The organism is Microbacterium resistens NBRC 103078, assembly GCF_001552355.1.
Classification (GTDB): domain Bacteria; phylum Actinomycetota; class Actinomycetes; order Actinomycetales; family Microbacteriaceae; genus Microbacterium; species Microbacterium resistens.
Genome location: NZ_BCRA01000012.1, coordinates 14,968 through 32,021, shown reverse-complemented (window position 1 = coordinate 32,021; position 17,054 = coordinate 14,968). Strand labels below are relative to the sequence as shown.

Here is a 17,054-nt window from a genome sequence, read left to right as displayed (position 1 = left end):
GCATCGGTGAGGTCGTGCCAAGCGCCATCAACTTTCGCGGCGTAACCTTCATCGCTTATCGAAAGACCGCCGCTCATGACTGACTCAAGGTCGAAGATCAGTGGGCGATTTCCGCGTGTTATAAGGGCATTCTCGACAGCGGCGATATGAGGATCATCACGTTCACCGATGAGGATGGGTGCTCTGTAGCTCAACGAGGCCCGACGTAACTTAGGAGGAGTTGCGTGACTGCCTCATCGGTATCTGATGATTCAATTGTCTCTGTGATCGTTGCTGTCCCGCGGACACTATTGACATCGCTTTGCGGGTAGCGTGCTAACTCGGCAAACAAGGACGTTAAGGCTTCTCTTGTCTGCATTAGTGTTCCATCCGAGAGATCACTATCGGGGAAAACCCGAACCCGTGATCAGATGTCTCGATTGTGTGCGTGAGCGTTGAAGGCTGCGGACGGGGCTTAGGTTCGGGCTCGTTACGCTGCGTGTCCACGGCAAGCAGTCCGAACAACGATGTTGATGTGTTCATTGGACTCCAATGGCGGTTTACGACAGGGAACTCTTGAATCTTACCGTGGAGATCGACAACGGTGCAGTGGAGGTGTGGGGGTCTCCTGGATCACAGCGATGTCTCTGGGCCACGAAGCCAGTCGAGCCTGTCAGTCCGCTAGCTCGGCCGACTCGGTCCTTGTTGGGTCTGCTGCACTAACAGGTGACATTCGATATGGCTAGTTTCGGCTGGCCTGGAAGGATGATCATCATGCCTGCTAAGTACCCGGAAGAGTTCCGAAACGACGTCGTACGTGTTGCGTTGAGCCGAGACCCAGAAGTCACGCTCGCGCAGATCGCGAAGGACTTCGGCATCCACGTCGGCACGCTCGACAAATGGCTCAGGCAAGCTCGTGTCGAGCAAGGCGAGAAACCAGGCATCACCAGTGCAGAGAACGACGAGCTCCGGGAACTGCGTCGCCGGAACAAGCTCCTCGAACAGGAAGTCGAGGTGCTGCGCAGAGCTGCCGCGTACCTTTCCCAGGCGCATTTGCCGGGAAAAGGCTCTACCCGCTCGTGAGTGAGCTCGCCGCTGATGGGATTCCTGTCGCGGTGTCGTGCCGGGTATTGAAGCTCTCACGCCAGCCCTACTATCGCTGGCTCCGTAATCCCACGACCGGTCGTGAGATTACGCAGGCATATCGCGCGAATTCGATTTATGACGCCCATCTTGAAGATCCTGAGTTCGGGCACCGCTTCCTCGCAGACGAGGCCAGGTATTCAGGCGAACCCATGTGCGACCGGACTGCGTGGCGGATCTGCCGTGACAACGGCTGGTGGAGTGTGTTTGGGAAGAAGAAGGCACGTGGCAAGGGGAAGCGACCAGGACCTGCGGTGCATGACGATCTCGTACAGCGAGTGTTCACGGCGGCAGGTCCGAACGAGCTGTGGCTTTCGGACATCGAGCGCCACGAGGCGTTCTTGAACCTTGCGGTGATGAAAGGACACCGCTCCGCGTCTGTCGCAGCAGTCGCGTGATAGAGCTGGAGGACGATCTGCCTCGCTGGTACGAGCGAGGTGGGTGGAGCAGTCCTCGACAACGACGAGTCGTATCCAGTACTGCCAGATGGTGCGGGCTCGGCAAGCGAGACGGAGAGGTATACGTACAGGAACCAGTGGCTGAAAGCCTCTCAATTCAAGACCACCGACTCTAAACCTGGCGGATTCGGGTCGGGTTACATTGCGCACCCTCGCTACATGAGTAGCGAGGGGAACTCTTTGGGTGGGTGATGTCGCCGCCCGGGAGGCCATGGTGAATGCCTGCGGCGTAACCATGGCGATGATGTTGGGGCATAACTGGGTACCAATCCCGTCAAATGGTTCGGGAATGAACGTGGGAACCATCCCGGCTCCGCCGAAGGTACTCGCTGCATCCAGCAGCAGAGTTACTCGGTTAGACACGTGGCTTGTTGATCGGGTCGGGGTGGGGCGGAGAACTCGTAGTAGTCCGAGGTCGGGAAAGCCGGCCACATGGCGAAGGAGTTCAGTGTGATTGCAGAATCTGGAAGCAGTAAAGGAGATACAACCGTGAATACGGATGTTTCGTGGCCAGCCGACACTACAGAGGCATGGGCGCGAGTACTGAAGATGCAAACGAAACTGCACCAATGGGCGAAGAACGATTCTGTTCGTCGCTTCGATGATGTGTTCAACCTCGTCTATGACCCAGCATTCCTCGTTGCGGCGTGGAATCGGGTGCAGGGCAATAAAGGAGGTCGTACAGCCGGTGTCGATGGAGTCGTTCCACGATCTATACCGCCGGAACGTGTGCGAGGAATGCTTTCTGAGCTACGTGCAAGCGTGAAGCTTGGAGAGTTTCACCCTGAACCGGTGAGGCAGAAATCGATCCCTAAAGCAAACGGTAAAATCCGTAGCTTGGGGATTCCGACGATGACCGATCGAATCGTTCAGGCCTCTTTGAAGCTGGTATTGGAGCCGATCTTCGAGGCTGATTTTCAGCCATCGTCGTATGGGTTTCGGCCGCGTCGTCGAGCGCAGGACGCTATTGCGGAAATTCACTTCTATGCCTCGCGCGGCTACGTGCAGGTATTTGAAGCAGATATCTCCGCATGTTTCGATGAAATCGATCACGACGCGCTCATGCAGCGGGTTCGTGCCCGGATCATCGATAAGCGAGTGTTGCGTTTGATACGCGGGTTTCTGAGTGCTGGAGTTCTTTCTGAGGACGGTGTGAACAGGAATACGTATACCGGCACCCCGCAGGGCGGGATCCTCTCGCCTTTGCTGGCAAATATCGCTCTGTCGGTTGTGGACGAACACTTCCAGCGCAAGTGGGAAGCGTATGGTTCGCAATGGGAGCGTACAAAGTATCAGCGTGCTGGGGGCGCGACGATGAAATTGGTGCGTTACGCGGACGATTTCGTGGTTCTCGTTCGTGGCAGTCGCGCTGATGCTGAAGCGCTCTGGGATGAAGTTACCAAGGTGCTCTCACCGATAGGTTTACGCCTCTCGGTTGAGAAAACTTTGGTGACGCATGTGGACACGGGGTTTGATTTCTTAGGGTGGCGCATCCAGCGCCGCCGGGTCAGGGGTCATAACGGGAAAACAGCGATCTACACGTACCCGTCTCAGAAGTCGTTGGCTTCGATTCGGGACAAGATCAGGTTGTTGACTCGTAGAGCATCACATCGGACACTCGCTGACCTGTTACGCCGGTTGAACCCGGCGATACGGGGGTGGTGTAGCTATTTTCAGCACGGGGTCGTGAAACATACCTTCAGCTGTGTCGATCACTTCGCTTTTTGGCGGATTGTTGGATGGTTGAAGAAGCGGCATCCGAAGTTGAATATGCGCACCCTGGTGCGTCGTCACCTACCTGGGTGGGTGATCCGTGCTGGTGGGATCGAGTTCTTTCGAGCGTGGCAAGTCACTGTGGCTCGCTATCGGTATCGAGGAACTCGTATCCCTACTCCATGGGCGAATGCTACGGCGTAATTACATGGAGAGCCGGATGCTCAGGAATGGGCACGTCCGGTTCGGAGGGCGGCCAGCAGAAACCCATCCGCAGCAATGCGGGCAGGGCGCTGCTGGCCGACCCTACACAGAGCATTGGACGAATGAAGGCAAGCTCTACGTGTGCGCGGTGAAAGACGTGTTTTCGAACCGGATTGTGGGGTACTCGATCGCCTCCCGGATGAAGTCGACGCTCGCGGTCAGTGCTCTGAACAACGCGGTGATGCGGCGTGGGAACGTGGCGGGGTGTGTGCTGCATACAGACCGAGGATCGCAATTTCGCAGCCGCAAGCTCCGCCGGGCACTCGACCAGCATGACATGGTCGGGTCGATGGGTCGGGTCGGTGCTGCCGGTGACAACGCGGCAATGGAATCGTTCTTCAGTCTGCTCCAGAAGAACGTACTGAACCGGAGCAGCTGGGCAACCAGGGATGAACTCCGGCTCGCGATCGTTACCTGGATCGAGCGCACCTATCACCGGCGTCGCCGGCAGACACGATTAGGTCGTTTGACTCCAGTCGAATACGAGGCGATCATGAACGAGCAGGTCGCACTCGCTGCCTGACACAACTGTCACCTGTTAGTGCAGCAGACCCGTTCTTCGTTCGGCGCGGGCGACCACAGCCTCGCGTACCCGGACGCGGGCGAGCAGGATCAGGCTGACAGGTCCCATGATGACGAACTTCATGGTGTTCCACAGGCACAGGAGGACGAGGAGGTTGAGCCATCCGGGTCCGCCGTCCGCGATGAGGGTGGTGAAGGTGCTCGCGGCCAGGAGGTAGGGCACGGCGAGGAGCATCGCGGGTACGCCCCATTTGAGTCCTCGGCGGGTGCGGATGGCGTCGAGGAGGATGTTGGTGGGCATGTAACGGCGCAGGAAGGCGCGGGTGTGGACGCTAAGAGTCCAGAGCTGGCGGATCATGACGGGGGTTTCCTCTCACATGCACGACTGATCGTCGGAGGCGGTGCGTGTGTGGGTGGCCGTGCGGCCTGCCCCGAGGAGCGTCATATCAAGGAGAAATCCGCCTCACTTTCAAGAGTACGACGCACCAGCGACAATCGGAAGGGCAACCGGTCACAGGCCCCGGCTCGCACCCTCGCGCCGCACCGTCCGCGAAAGGTCATCGCTGCCCTCGCCGCCGGCGAGGTCGCGGAGCCTCGCGAGGGCGGCTTTCGCTCGTGCCGCGTCGATCTTCTGCGCATCGCTATTGGGTGCAGGGTCGAGCGGCGTGCGTGTGGTGATGCCGTAGCGGTCGCGATACGCGGCGACCGTTCGCGCTTGCTGTTTCCACGCTGCCGCAGCTCTCGCATCTGCCGGTGTGTCTCCGAGTGCGAGCGCCCATTCCTGCTGTTCGGTGAGGGCTTGGTCGAGGACTGCTTCGGCGCGTTGCTGGATCAGCTCGCGCCGTTCCGTGAGGGCCTTTCTCATCTCGGCGGACATGGGCCCGGTTGCTTCGGGGATGAGGCCGGCGATCAGGCGGGGTGCCTTGCGGGTACGCCCAGAACCAGCCGGCCTCTCGGTCGCGCGGGCGAGGCGGTGGTGCAGGACGGAGGCGATGTCGTCGGCGTCGCCGAACCCGCGGGCTGCGACCATCCGAGGCATGAGGGCGTCGATGTTGTGGTGGTTCGCTTCCGCCCGCCGGAGTTCGGCGGTGAGGGCGCCGAATGCGTCGGAGTGGATCGTGTCTTCTGCTTCGTCCGGGGTGAGACCGGATTGACGGATGAGGGTGGCGAAGCGGTCGTGTTGGGCGGCTTGCGCGATCGTCTCGTACTCGGCCGCGAGTTGACCCACCGACCCCCAGGTCTCGTGTTCGGCCGTGATCGTCTCGTGCGCGGAGAGCTCGGCACCGACGTGCTGCAGGACCCCGAAGAGCACGCTCCGCGCGGTCGCCTCCGGGTCATCCGCGGGATGGGGGGTGGTGTGGTTGTCGTCGGGGCGGTCGGTGGCGATGTAGACGAGGTTCGATTGTCTTCCGCGGGTCATCGCGACATACAGGTTCTCCCGCGTCGTAGACGAATCAACAAGCACATGCGAGGTATCCGTCGTGATGCCCTGCGCCCTATGCGCCGTGACTGCGTATCCCAGATCAACATGATCGGAGACATAGTCCGCCGGGAGGAGCACGGTGCCGCGGCTGTTCGCGCGGCGGACGGTCAGCGATCCGTCATCGCGAATGTCGGTGACGGTCCAGCGGTCCCCGTTGCGTACCCATCCCCGCGGGGTGTGGAGACGACGGTCGTTCTTCCTGGTAATGATCGTGTCGCCGACCCCGGCACGGGCATCACCGTGGAGGGCGACTTCACGGCGAGCGTTCACCGTACCGTCGAGGATGAGGTCAGCGCGGGCACGCTGATTCAGAGCATGGACGGACTCGGTCGAGTCCGCAATCAACACCGTCGAAACCCCGGCAAGGGCATCGGCGCGCCAGGCGGTGTAGGCGGCGTCAATCATCGCCTCGGTATCACCGCCAGTGATGCGACCGTGGGTGGCGTAGGCGTCGATGGCTTCGGTGTGGCCGTGACGGAGATCAAGGGAGGCGGTCTTCTCCCAGTCGTTGACGAAGCGGTGCACATCGACCAGTTCCGGGGCATCGCCGCGGTCGTGCACGAGGAGGGAGAACGCGCCACCAGCGGTGACGGATTGCAGTTGCGCCCAGTCACCCACCAACAGCACCTTCGCACCCACCTCCACCGCGTGCGCCGTGATCCGGTCGATCGAGAGGGTGCCGGCAAGGGAGGCTTCGTCCACAATCACGAGCTGCCCCTTACGGAATGACACGCCTACGTTCTGGTGGTCTTGCCACCACTTCGCGGTGTTCTCCGTCCGGATACCCAGATCATCAGAGAGGACCTGCGCGGCCACCGCCGACGGTGCCAGCCCGACGACGCTGCCGCGCCCATGCTCCCGCTCCCACGCCGTGCGTAAGGCACGCATCGCTGTCGTCTTCCCGGCCCCGGCCGGGCCGACCAAGACGTCCACTGCTCGGCCTGAGATCGCAATGCCGGTGAGGGCTGCGGTTTGGTCGTCGGCGAGGAGCCTGCCGTCGCGGTCCGGGCGATGGGTGACCTTCTCGACCACCTCGACGGGCACGGTGGGTGCGGTCATGGTGCGGGCGCGCTCGAGGAGCCGGTCTTCCGCCGCAAGGATGCCAGGCGACGAGTAGACCGTCGATGCGACTGGTCGGAATCTGCTGCTGCCGTCAGCCCGACGGAACACGGTCGGGCTGGACGCAAGCTCGGGCGGGGTGAGCTGGATCGACGCGCGCTCGGCAGCATCGACCACCATCCCGACGACAGCTTCACGATCCTGCGTGGTGGCGAACCGGTACGGCATCGTTTGGCGGGCGGCTTCGGCGGTAAGGTTCCAGCGCCGCCAGGTCGACCGCTTCTCACCAACTGTCTCCACCACGCTGCGCCCGAGCGAAGCGATCACGTCCAAAGGCACATCGTCCGCGCGCAACAGCATGGGGGCGTCGTTGGCGGCGACGGTGCGAGCCCAGCGGGTGGCGTCTTCACCGAGAAGGTGCGACGCACGACCCCTCCACTCACTCGTGAGGTCCGCGAGGGAACGCACCTGCTTCTCCGGCCGGGTCGCCAACGTCGCCTGCGCCCGCAACTTGATGACCGTCGCCAGCGACGGCTGCCGACCGTGACGGGCAACGTACTCAGCGATGAGACGGTTCTTCTCCTGATCGATCTGCCTGGACCTGGATGAGAACTCCGCCACCAGTGGCTCGGGCACGGTAGTGATCGCCCAGGCAGGGTTGCGGTCGCGTCCCATGTCACGCGCCTCCCACTCGACGCCGAACGCACGGGTGAGGTGATCAGCGAACACGGCCTCGTGAAGTTCAGAGAGGGCGACGGTCGCGGCGTGGAGGGGTCGGCCGTCGAGGGAGCGCCATTTGCCGTCGTGGACGGTCTGCACCTTGTTCGAGATCACGACATGCGTGTGCAGATGCGGGTCACCCGCCCGTGAGTCGTAGTGATCGAACGCGGTCGCGATCACCCCGGACACATCGGCTTGTGCAACCGCCCCATTGCGCCCTGCTGCGCCGACACGGGTTGCTGCAACCTCGCGCTCGATGAACGCAACCATCTCCGCAACCGCCGCGTGATGCGCGTCCGCAATCAGCGATTGCGTCCCCGCGTCCGACACCGCCCACAGCACCGACGCGGACTTCGGAATCGAGAACGTGAAATCGAACCCAGCAACCGCCTTCCGCACCCCACGAGCATTCTCCTCAGCCGCGATTGCGGCGACCGCTTCCGCACGCTCGGTCACATGAAGGTCAGCATCGAGCCTCGACGTGCGGTGTTCGATGCGCTCGGTCAGCGTCGGGTACTTCCGATACGGACTGCCGAGCGCCTGATCGGTCACCGGGTCGCGGCCCTGCCCGATCAGACGTTGAAGCTGCAACTCGGAAACCTCGTCACCGACGGCGATCGTTCCGCCGCCGAGTGCGGTGACGGCTGATCCGAGCCATCGGCCCGGTGGTGTTCCTTCCTCCGTGTAGTACCTCGTCAGCGGTGTGGAGAGCACTCGGTCACCGTCGCCGGTGGCGACGGTGCGCAGGAGGTACTTGTAGCCGTCACCGGCGGACATCACCCGCATCGAAACCGTCACCAGGCACCGCCTCTCCTCACCCCGAAGGTGAGCTTCACAGCCCGCGGGCGCGGTGACTTTTGAGGGCACTTTCCGGAGGCGGCGAACCTCGCTTGCAAGACGCGTGACAACCCGTTTGAGCGAACCGCGAAGGGGTCAGACGAGCGAACTTTTGGGCGCGGCACGCGGGGCGTGGCGAGCGGCCTGGGCGTAGGCCGGTGGGGCCGACCGTGCACCTCGTTGGTGACCAGCTCGGAGCAGCATCACGGCTCCGAGGATCACCGACCCAGGAGGCTCGCCGATGGCAAATAGGGTTCCAAGCGACCCGGCCGCGCCGCTACGCGTCGGGTCGCTGTTCTCTGGTTACGGCGGACTCGATCTCGCCGTCGAGGAAGTGTTCGGGGCGAAAACGATCTGGTTCTCTGAGATAAACGAACTCATTGCCCGCGTCTTCTCCCACCACTGGCCCGACGCCCCCAACCTCGGCGACATCACCACCATCAACTGGAACACTGTCCCGCCGGTGGACATCCTCTGCGGCGGGTTCCCCTGCCAAGACGTATCCACGGTCGGGAAGATGGCCGGCCTGAAACTCGGCACTCGATCCGGACTCTGGGCGCACATGGCAGCAGCGATCGACGTTCTGCAACCGGAACGGGTGGTGATCGAGAACGTGCGCGGGCTGCTATCTGCACCCGCGATCCGCGCGATTCCCGAAGGAGACAACGATGAGCAGCGCAACCCCAAAGACGCAACCCCCAGCGACGCAGCCTCTCGCAGTGTGGAATCCGATTCGTGGCATTTGGGAGAAACCGCAACTCGACCTCTTCGGGCAGCGGGAGCAGTTTTGGGAGACCTGGCCGACCTCCGGTATGACGCGCAATGGATCGGTTTACCCGCTTCCGCTATCGGCGCACCTCATCCCCGATACCGGGTCTTCATCCTCGCCCACCGCGCTGTTCCGGACCCCACTCGCGTCGGACGCGTCTCGGGGCGGGGAGACCCTGCAACAGGTGAAAGCACGGCGGGGCACGATCGCTCTGAGCCATCAGATTATCGACCTCGCCCTCCACGGACCACACGGATACCCGCGCACCCAGGAGCCCGAGAGCCTGTGGTCGTTGATCGGGCAGCTCTTCGACGCTGGGGACGATACGCCGAAGCCGTGACCAGATGGGAGCGAATCACTGGCCGCTCCGCTCCGTCACCGGCGCTTCTGAGCGACAAGACCGGTCCGCGTCCGGCGCCCCCGTTCGTCGAATGGCTTATGGGGCTACCGGCCGGATGGGTGACCGATGCGTGTCATGGGCTGACCGCCAACCAACAACTTGCGTCGCTCGGGAACGGTGTTCTCCCGAGGCAAGCTGTCGCGGCTTTGGGAGCGGCCCGGAAGATGCTCAACTTCTGAGATACACCAGCACTGTGAGGACCTGCTTGTTGCCAGCATGCTCACCGACGCGGAGCATGGCGAAGCTGCTGCCGATATCGCGCTCGATCCGTACGCGAGAGCCAAGGGATTGGGAACGATCAGCGGCTCCGGCTGCCCCCTGCGGCGCGGTGCTCGGGCGTTTGATGGGTCGGATGTGCCCGGTAAACGGGGGCGTTAGTGTTGGGAATGCGTTAGCGAACCGCGGTGATCTGCCGGTTTGCTGCATGGGCTCCGTATGGCGCTCTCGCGGCGGTCCCGTGAGCGGGTGAGCATCAGTGCATGTCTCGTGTAAGTCCCACAGCTGGCCGGTCGCGACAGCCCAGCGGTTCCCGGTTGCCGCGACCCGTGCGCTGGGGATCCGTTTGTCACACTGTCGCGCGTCACGGTGTGGGGACGTCCCGCCTGGTCGTGTATTCGCCGGTGTCGTCGGAGCGTGAACGGTTCTGGGCACGGTTGGCGAGTGCTTTCGTGCCGGCGGCCCTGAGCATGGGTCTGCTGCTGTGGCTTGTGCTTATCGCGGTTGGCGCGTCTCCTGAGGCGTCGGCGGTCGGGATCGTGCTGGTGGGGGTGTCGGCCGGAGTGTTCCTTTGGTGGAAGGCACGTCCGCTTCGTGTACGGGTGGCAATGGCGTGGTCGAGCCGATTCGTGTTCTGGCCTCGTCGTGATGATGAGGATCGTGAAGAGATGATCACGACGCTGTCGTTGCTGATGGAGCGCGCAACAGAGGATCTTCGTCACGGGAGGATCACGCGAAGCGTGTACGACCGCGTGTGGATGGCCGTCTACGAGGAGACGCATGCACTGTCTCCCGCGCGAGATTAGTAAGCACGCGGATTCGCGCTGGGAGCTGGCGCCCGTGACCATCGATGGGTCCACTGGTAGGGATTCGGCGACGCTAGAGAAGTGCTTCTGCGGCGGCGGCGGCAATGGATCTGTGTGCGATTTGGTCCCACGAGGTCGCGTAGTAGCTCTCGAAGGGTGTGGTGGTGATCCTTTGGTGTACGCGTTCGGTGAGTGTCACGGGGTCGGTGTGGGGGGTGGTGATGATTCCGGTGATGCAGATGTCGCGGCCGTGGCGCATTTCGATCTCAGCGTGGTGTGCGCAGATCGCTGCGGACAATGCGTTGACGGCGCGGTCAGGGGTCGGTGAGTCAGACGGGACTTCGACGATGTAGAAGATGTGCCGCACCAGGGGGTGCGTGCGCAGCGGCTTCGTGAGGATGTCATGCGCTGCCCGGAGCTGACTCCGGAGCGCTTGCCGAGGGTGGTTCGTGTCGGGCACGCGGATTCCCACGATCATGGTTCGCGCTCTCCGGTCGTCGAGTGCGTCGTGATCGTAAGGAACGGGCATGGCAAGATAGGCGAGGCTGTCGAGCGAGTCGCCGTAGAGGAGCAAACGAGCCTTCCCAGACTGCGGGCCTGCCGGGGACGAGCGGGTGGTGTGTCGGATGGTGTCCATTATTTGAGGCACCTGCCTTGCCACTCCTCGTCGTCACTGCCCGGGTGGATGCGGGTGGGGTGGCTGGTGATCTGCCCGAGTGCGATCGTGCCTTCGCAGGTGAGGGCGAGGAGGTCACCGGGGGCGCAGGTCTGCGGAAGCAGCACCCTGATGGCGGTCTGCGTGTGCGGGGAGCGCAGCAGAGTCGTCTTGCGGTGCCGCGCGTTCGGGCACTGCAGGGGCAGGACGTCGAGGACGCGGGAGTCGAGGGCGGCCAGGTCGCAGTCGACCGTCAGTTCCAAGGGGTGCCGCAGCCCGCGGCGCGATGTGCGGGCGAGGATGGTGGTGACGATGACGGTGCGGTACTCCTCTCCTCGCGCCGACGCGCTGCTGGGCGCGATCAGGACACAGGGGGTGCCGCGCTGTGCTGCGAGGGCGGTGAGTGATTGCGCGCCGATGCTGATGTCGCGGTCGGCGAAGGCGGTGTCTGCGGGCCAGGGTGGGCAGTCCTCGTACAGGGCGGCAAGAGCCATCGCCCGGGACGAGATCAGGGTGTGCATGATGCTCATCGGGTCACCGCGAGTTCCCGGACCTGATCTGCGCGTACGAAGGCTTCCTGTGGGCGTGGGCGCACGTCGCTGAGCGTGACTGCGCCGGCGCAGGGGACGGCGAGAAGGTCGCCTTGGTGGATGTCTGCGGGAAGGGTGACGATCGGGTACGGCCACGGCGCAGACCCGGTTTCGCCGGGGATGAGTTCGATGGTGGTGTTCTTCGCCGTCGACGTGCGGCCGATGAGCCGGCACTCGTCCCAGTAGGGGGCCACCCGGGCGAATCCGCAGTCGGTGAGGGCGACGCGTTTATCGGTGTCGGTGTCGACGCGGAGGGTGACCTGGAAGACCAGGACGGTGACGTCGTTGCCGATCCCCTGGGCGTGCGCCTGGGCCGGTTTCGGGTGCGGCAGGTCCCCGGTGAGTAGCGCCGGGGTGCCGGTGATGTCCACCAGTCGCCTCAGGGACACTCCGCCGATCACGACATCCGAGACCGTGGGGACGGTGTGCTCGGGCCAACGTCGGGGTTGGAGAGGGGCGGGGATGCTGCGTCTGAGGGAGGGGAGGATGGCGGTGAGGGTCATGCCTCCACTTCTACGCGGCAACCACCGGGCAGGGAACAGCCCCTCACGGAACTCATGCGCCTTCTCGGCCTGCCGCTAACAGCACCACGCAGAGGGCGCGGCCACTCGCGTCCGTGCCGTCGGCGCGCTCTGCGGGCCTGTGGTGTTAGCGGCCCGTCAGAGTCCGCCCGATCCTCGTATGGGTTCTGTTAGGACGCCTGTTTCGGGGGTGTGGGCGGGTGTTTGATCGTGAGTTGCACCCGCTGTTTCGGGTTGCGCGGCTAGTGGTCCTGCTGTCGCTTGTTATCCGAATGGAGCTTGTTGTGCTTGACATCGTCTACGCGCTCGGCGTGATCGCCTTGTTCGTCGTCGTCGGGCTGCTGGGGAAGGCGGTGGAGAAGCTGTGATCGTCTTTGAACTTCTCGCCGCCGGTCTCGGGGTCGCGGCGATCGTGTATCTCGTGTTCGCTCTCGTGAAACCGGAGCGCTTCTGATGACCTGGGTGTACGCGCTTCTCGCCCTCGCCACCGTCGCCATCATCCTGGGCATCCTGCACCGCCCGTTCGGTGACTACATGGCCTGGGTCTACACGTCCCGCAAGGACTGGAAAGTCGAACGCGGGATCTACAAGATCATCGGCGTCGATTCCAAGACCGAGCAGACCTGGCAGGCCTACCTGCGCAGCGTGCTCGCGTTCTCCGCGATCGGCCTGCTGATCGTCTACGGCCTGCAACGCCTCCAACAGTGGCTGCCGTACTCGCTGGGCCTGACGGCTCCCTCGGAGCATCTGTCGTTCAACACCGCGGCATCGTTCGTCGGCAACACGAACTGGCAGTCGTACTCGCCGGAGCTCACCGTCGGCTACACCGTCCAGTTCGCCGGTCTCGCGGTGCAGAACTTCGTGTCCGCCGCAGTCGGTATCGCGGTCGCGATCGCTCTGGTGCGCGGTTTCGCCTACCGGCGCTCAGGCACGATCGGGAACTTCTGGGTCGACCTGATCCGCGGCACGCTGCGCATTCTGCTGCCGATCGCCGTGGTCGGTGCGATCGTGCTGATGATCGGCGGAGTGATCCAGAACTTCAACGGGTTCACCACCGTCACCACGATCACCGGCGCCACACAGACGATCCCCGGCGGGCCGACGGCGTCGCAGGAGGTCATCAAGCTGCTCGGCACCAACGGCGGCGGGTTCTTCAACGCGAACTCGTCTCACCCGTTCGAGAACCCCACCGCGTGGACGAACGTGTTCCAGGTGCTGCTGATGCTCGTCATCCCATTCTCCCTGCCCCGCACCTTCGGGCGGATGGTGGGTGACAACCGTCAGGGTTACGCGATCGTCTCCGTGATGGCGATCCTGTACGTGGCGTCGTTCAGCATCCTCACCGCGCTGGAATCGGCCGGCATGGGCACCGCCCCCGGCCTTGCCGGCGGCGCGATGGAAGGCAAGGAGCAGCGGTTCGGGATCATCGGATCGACCCTGTTCGCCACCACCAGCACCGGCACCTCCACCGGCGCGGTGAACTCGATGCACGACTCGTACACCGCCCTGGGCGGGATGATGCCGATGCTGAACATGATGCTCGGTGAAGTCACCCCTGGTGGCGTCGGCTCCGGGATCTACGCGATCCTGATCCTCGCGGTCATCGCCGTGTTCATCTCGGGTCTGCTGATCGGACGCACGCCGGAGTACCTGGGCAAGAAGCTCGGCCCGCGCGAGATCAAGCTCGCCGCGCTCTACATCCTCGTCATGCCCACCCTGGTGCTGGCCGGAACGGCGCTGAGCTTCGCGATCCCCGGTGTCCGGGAAGAGGTGGAGAACACGTCGATCTGGAACCCCGGCATCCACGGCATGTCCGAGGTGCTGTACGCGTTCACGTCCGCAGCGAACAACAACGGTTCCGCGTTCGCCGGTCTCACCGCGAACACGCCGTGGCTGAACACCACACTGGGGCTCGCGATCTTGCTGGGACGGTTCGTGCCGATCGTGTTCGTCCTCGCCCTGGCGGGCTCTCTCGCCGCTCAGGACAAGGTTCCGACCACCTCCGGCACCCTCCCCACGCACCGTCCGATGTTCATTGGGCTGCTGACCGTGGTCACGATCCTGGTGACCGCACTGACCTTCTTCCCCGTTCTCGCGCTAGGTCCGCTAGCGGAAGGGCTGATGTAAACCATGTCCACTATCACCGAACCCCGCCCGAAAACGGCGGGCACCCCCACCCGGAAGGGCGGGTTCACCTGGGAACAGGTCCGGGCCGCCCTGCCCGGCGCGTTCCGCAAACTCAACCCCAAAGAGCAGTGGCGCAACCCCGTCATGTTCCTTGTCTGGGTCGGCGCCGCGCTCACCACGGTCCTCGCCGTCACGGAACCGTTCATCGGCGGACCTGCCGATTCCGGCGGCACGGTCGTGCCGTGGTCGTTCACCTGGGCGATCGCGGTGTGGCTGTGGCTGACCGTGCTGTTCGCGAACCTCGCCGAGTCTGTCGCCGAAGGCCGCGGCAAAGCGCAGGCGGAGACCCTGCGCAAGACCCGCACCAGCACCATGGCTAACCGCGTCAGCGGCTACGACTCGAAGGCCGATGCCGCTGCGGAGCGGGCCGCGACCACGCAGGTGTCCTCTTCGGATCTCACGCTCGGTGATGTGGTTGTTGTGACCGCTGGCGAGCTGATCCCGGGCGACGGGGACATCGTGTGGGGTATCGCCTCGGTAGACGAGTCGGCCATCACGGGTGAGTCCGCCCCTGTGGTGCGCGAGTCCGGCGGTGACCGTTCCGCGGTCACCGGCGGCACCCGGGTGCTGTCGGATCGGATCGTGGTGCGCATCACCTCCAAGCCGGGTGAGACGTTCGTGGACCGGATGATCTCCCTCGTCGAGGGCGCGGCACGGCAGAAGACGCCGAACGAGATCGCGTTGAACATCCTGCTCGCGTCGCTGTCGATCATCTTCGTCGTCGTCGCGCTCACCCTGAACCCGATCGCGTCCTACGCGGCCGCCCCCGTGAGCGTCACCGTCCTGGTCGCGCTGTTGGTGTGCCTGATCCCGACGACGATCGGGGCGCTACTCAGCGCGATCGGTATCGCAGGGATGGACCGGCTCGTGCAACGCAATGTGCTGGCGATGTCCGGGCGCGCGGTCGAAGCCGCGGGCGATGTGACGACGCTGCTGCTGGACAAGACCGGCACCATCACCTACGGCAACCGGCGCGCCAGCGCGTTCGTCCGCCTCGGCGGGGTGCGGGAGCAGGAGCTGGTCCGGGCCGCCGCGCTGTCCTCGCTGGCCGACCCGACCCCGGAGGGCGTGTCGATCGTCGAGCTCGCCGAGCAGGAGCACGGAGAGTTCGACCGGAACACCACTGGGGAGATCGTCCCGTTCACGGCGCAGACGCGCATGTCGGGCCTGGACCTGCCCGATGGCACCCAGATCCGTAAGGGCGCCGGCTCCGCCGTGATGGCGTGGCTGGAAGAGGGCGGGAACCGGTTGCCGTCGTCGCTGGTCGCGGAGCTCGACGAGTATGTCGAGCACATCTCCCAGTCCGGCGGCACCCCGCTGGTCGTCGCCACCAAGGACGCGACCGGTGCGGGGCACCTGCTCGGGGTCGTGCACCTCAAGGACGTCGTCAAGGAGGGGCTGCCGGCGAAGTTCGCCGAGATGCGGGCGATGGGCATCCGCACGGTGATGATCACCGGCGACAACCCGCTCACCGCGGCCGCCATCGCGAAGGAAGCCGGTGTGGACGATTTCCTCGCCGAAGCCACCCCGGAGGACAAGCTCGCCTACATCCGCAAGGAGCAGGAGGGCGGGAATCTGGTCGCGATGACCGGTGACGGCACCAACGACGCGCCCGCGCTCGCGCAGGCCGATGTCGGGGTCGCGATGAACTCCGGCACGTCGGCGGCGAAAGAGGCCGGGAACATGGTCGACCTCGATTCCGACCCGTCCAAGCTCATCGACGTGGTGCGGATCGGGAAGCAGCTGCTGATCACCCGGGGAGCGTTGACGACGTTCTCGATCGCGAACGACATCGCGAAGTACTTCGCGATCATCCCCGCCATGTTCATGGGCGTGTTCCCGCAGCTCGCCGCGTTGAACATCATGGGCCTGCACTCGCCGGCCTCGGCGGTGCTTTCGGCGATCATCTTCAACGCGATCGTGATCGTGTTCCTCATCCCGCTCGCCTTGCGCGGAGTGAAGTACCGGCCCGGGAACGCGTCCAGCATCCTCGGCCGCAACCTCGCCATCTACGGGCTGGGCGGCGTGATCGCCCCGTTCGTCGGGATCTGGCTGATCGACCTGCTCGTCCGCCTCATCCCCGGCTTCTGACACACCTTCGGAAAGAAGAGAACATCATGAACACACAAGCTCGTGGAATCGGGCGCACCATCTGGGTCGCCACCCGTGCCATGGCGCTCCTGACCCTCGCCCTCGGTGTCGGCTACACCCTGCTGATCACCGGCATCGGGCAGGTCGCCCTGCCCGCCCAAGCCAACGGGTCGATCATCACCAACCAGGACGGCGACCCGGTCGGGTCGTCGCTGATCGGCCAGTCCTTCACCGACGCGGACGGCAACCCGCTGCCGGAGTACTTCCAGCCGCGGCCCTCCGCCGCCGGCGACGGGTACGACGGCGGCGCCTCCTCCGGGTCGAACTACGGGCCGGAGAACGAGGACCTGATCGCCGCGATCACCGAACGCAAAGCCCAGGTTGCGGAGTTCAACGGCGTCACCGAGGCCGAAGTCCCCGTGGATGCGGTCACCGCGTCCTCGTCGGGACTGGACCCGCACATCAGCCCCGCCTACGCGCAGATCCAGATTGACCGGGTCGCCGACGCACGCGGGATCCCCGCCGAGCAGGTACGGGAACTCGTCGCGGCACACACCCAGGGCCCGGATGCCGGGTATTTGGGAGAATCGAGGGTGAACGTTCTGGAACTGAACCTCGCCCTGGACGAGTTGGAGGACTGA

Annotated in this window: 14 protein-coding genes and 2 pseudogenes; 11 read left to right on the top strand and 5 right to left on the bottom strand. The window is 64.2% G+C overall.

All coding sequences use genetic code 11. The features are described from left to right. Positions 1 to 753 precede the first annotated feature (753 nt). The 4 genes and pseudogenes from MR1_RS20420 to MR1_RS02475 form a co-directional block, all read left to right on the top strand. Positions 754 to 1,062, top strand: coding sequence for a transposase (locus MR1_RS20420; protein WP_067243124.1), 309 nt, complete (start codon positions 754 to 756; stop codon positions 1,060 to 1,062). Beyond that, a complete protein-coding gene (locus tag MR1_RS20370; protein ID WP_084344308.1) occupies positions 1,059 to 1,520 on the top strand; it encodes a transposase in 462 nt (153 codons plus the stop codon). The genes MR1_RS20420 and MR1_RS20370 overlap by 4 nt, the downstream gene beginning before the upstream one ends. Positions 1,521 to 2,012: 492 nt before the next feature. Then, on the top strand, positions 2,013 to 3,497 hold the full coding sequence (ltrA, locus tag MR1_RS19225; RefSeq protein ID WP_169797639.1) for a group II intron reverse transcriptase/maturase: 1,485 nt from the start codon (positions 2,013 to 2,015) through the stop codon (positions 3,495 to 3,497). A gap of 106 nt (positions 3,498 to 3,603) precedes the next feature. After that, positions 3,604 to 4,080: pseudogene (locus tag MR1_RS02475) on the top strand (IS3 family transposase); the annotation flags it as partial. Between the two features lie 15 nt (positions 4,081 to 4,095). Here the strand turns inward: MR1_RS02475 and MR1_RS02470 are convergent. Together MR1_RS02470 and mobF are read right to left on the bottom strand one after the other, a co-directional pair. Then, a complete protein-coding gene (locus MR1_RS02470; RefSeq protein ID WP_067243090.1) occupies positions 4,096 to 4,437 on the bottom strand; it encodes a sulfate permease in 342 nt (113 codons plus the stop codon). Between the two features lie 153 nt (positions 4,438 to 4,590). Further along, positions 4,591 to 8,127 carry a MobF family relaxase gene (mobF, locus tag MR1_RS02465; protein WP_084344313.1) on the bottom strand — a complete coding sequence of 1,179 codons (3,537 nt, stop codon included), beginning with the start codon at positions 8,125 to 8,127 and terminating at the stop codon, positions 4,591 to 4,593. 292 nt (positions 8,128 to 8,419) lie between these two features. Here mobF and MR1_RS20480 point away from each other — a divergent pair. From MR1_RS20480 to MR1_RS02450, 3 genes and pseudogenes are all read left to right on the top strand, one after another. After that, positions 8,420 to 8,800 (top strand): annotated as a pseudogene (locus MR1_RS20480) (DNA cytosine methyltransferase); the annotation flags it as partial. A 46-nt stretch (positions 8,801 to 8,846) separates the two neighbouring features. Continuing rightward, a complete protein-coding gene (locus tag MR1_RS20475) occupies positions 8,847 to 9,287 on the top strand; it encodes a hypothetical protein (RefSeq protein WP_067243087.1) in 441 nt (146 codons plus the stop codon). Between the two features lie 539 nt (positions 9,288 to 9,826). After that, a complete protein-coding gene (locus tag MR1_RS02450; RefSeq protein WP_308417943.1) occupies positions 9,827 to 10,369 on the top strand; it encodes a DUF6611 family protein in 543 nt (180 codons plus the stop codon). A gap of 73 nt (positions 10,370 to 10,442) precedes the next feature. Here MR1_RS02450 and MR1_RS02445 read toward each other — a convergent pair whose 3' ends face one another. The 3 genes from MR1_RS02445 to MR1_RS02435 are packed head-to-tail and all read right to left on the bottom strand — an operon-like array spanning position 10,443 to position 11,985. Then, complete coding sequence (locus MR1_RS02445) at positions 10,443 to 11,006, bottom strand: hypothetical protein (protein ID WP_067243083.1); 564 nt, start codon at positions 11,004 to 11,006, stop codon at positions 10,443 to 10,445. Further along, entirely contained in the window at positions 11,006 to 11,554 is a 549-nt protein-coding gene (locus MR1_RS02440; protein WP_067243081.1) for a hypothetical protein, read from the bottom strand. Before MR1_RS02440 ends, MR1_RS02445 begins: the two co-directional genes overlap by 1 nt. Beyond that, positions 11,551 to 11,985 (bottom strand): hypothetical protein, encoded by a 435-nt coding sequence (locus MR1_RS02435; RefSeq protein WP_255218071.1) that lies wholly within the window; start codon positions 11,983 to 11,985, stop codon positions 11,551 to 11,553. Before MR1_RS02435 ends, MR1_RS02440 begins: the two co-directional genes overlap by 4 nt. A gap of 514 nt (positions 11,986 to 12,499) precedes the next feature. On the opposite strand from MR1_RS02435, the gene MR1_RS02430 reads away from it, so the two are divergent. From MR1_RS02430 to kdpC, 4 genes are read left to right on the top strand one after another with little or no spacing between them, the layout of a single operon-like run. Continuing rightward, positions 12,500 to 12,589 (top strand): potassium-transporting ATPase subunit F, encoded by a 90-nt coding sequence (locus tag MR1_RS02430; protein ID WP_035731468.1) that lies wholly within the window; start codon positions 12,500 to 12,502, stop codon positions 12,587 to 12,589. Then, the gene (gene kdpA / locus MR1_RS02425; RefSeq protein ID WP_067243077.1) at positions 12,589 to 14,262 is read left to right on the top strand and encodes a potassium-transporting ATPase subunit KdpA; all 1,674 of its coding nucleotides are present in this window, start codon (positions 12,589 to 12,591) and stop codon (positions 14,260 to 14,262) included. Before MR1_RS02430 ends, kdpA begins: the two co-directional genes overlap by 1 nt. A gap of 3 nt (positions 14,263 to 14,265) precedes the next feature. Continuing rightward, positions 14,266 to 16,413: a potassium-transporting ATPase subunit KdpB gene (gene kdpB / locus MR1_RS02420; protein ID WP_067243075.1), complete on the top strand. Its 2,148-nt coding sequence runs from the start codon at positions 14,266 to 14,268 to the stop codon at positions 16,411 to 16,413. Positions 16,414 to 16,439: 26 nt separating this feature from the next. Then, a complete protein-coding gene (kdpC, locus tag MR1_RS02415) occupies positions 16,440 to 17,054 on the top strand; it encodes a potassium-transporting ATPase subunit KdpC (protein WP_067243073.1) in 615 nt (204 codons plus the stop codon).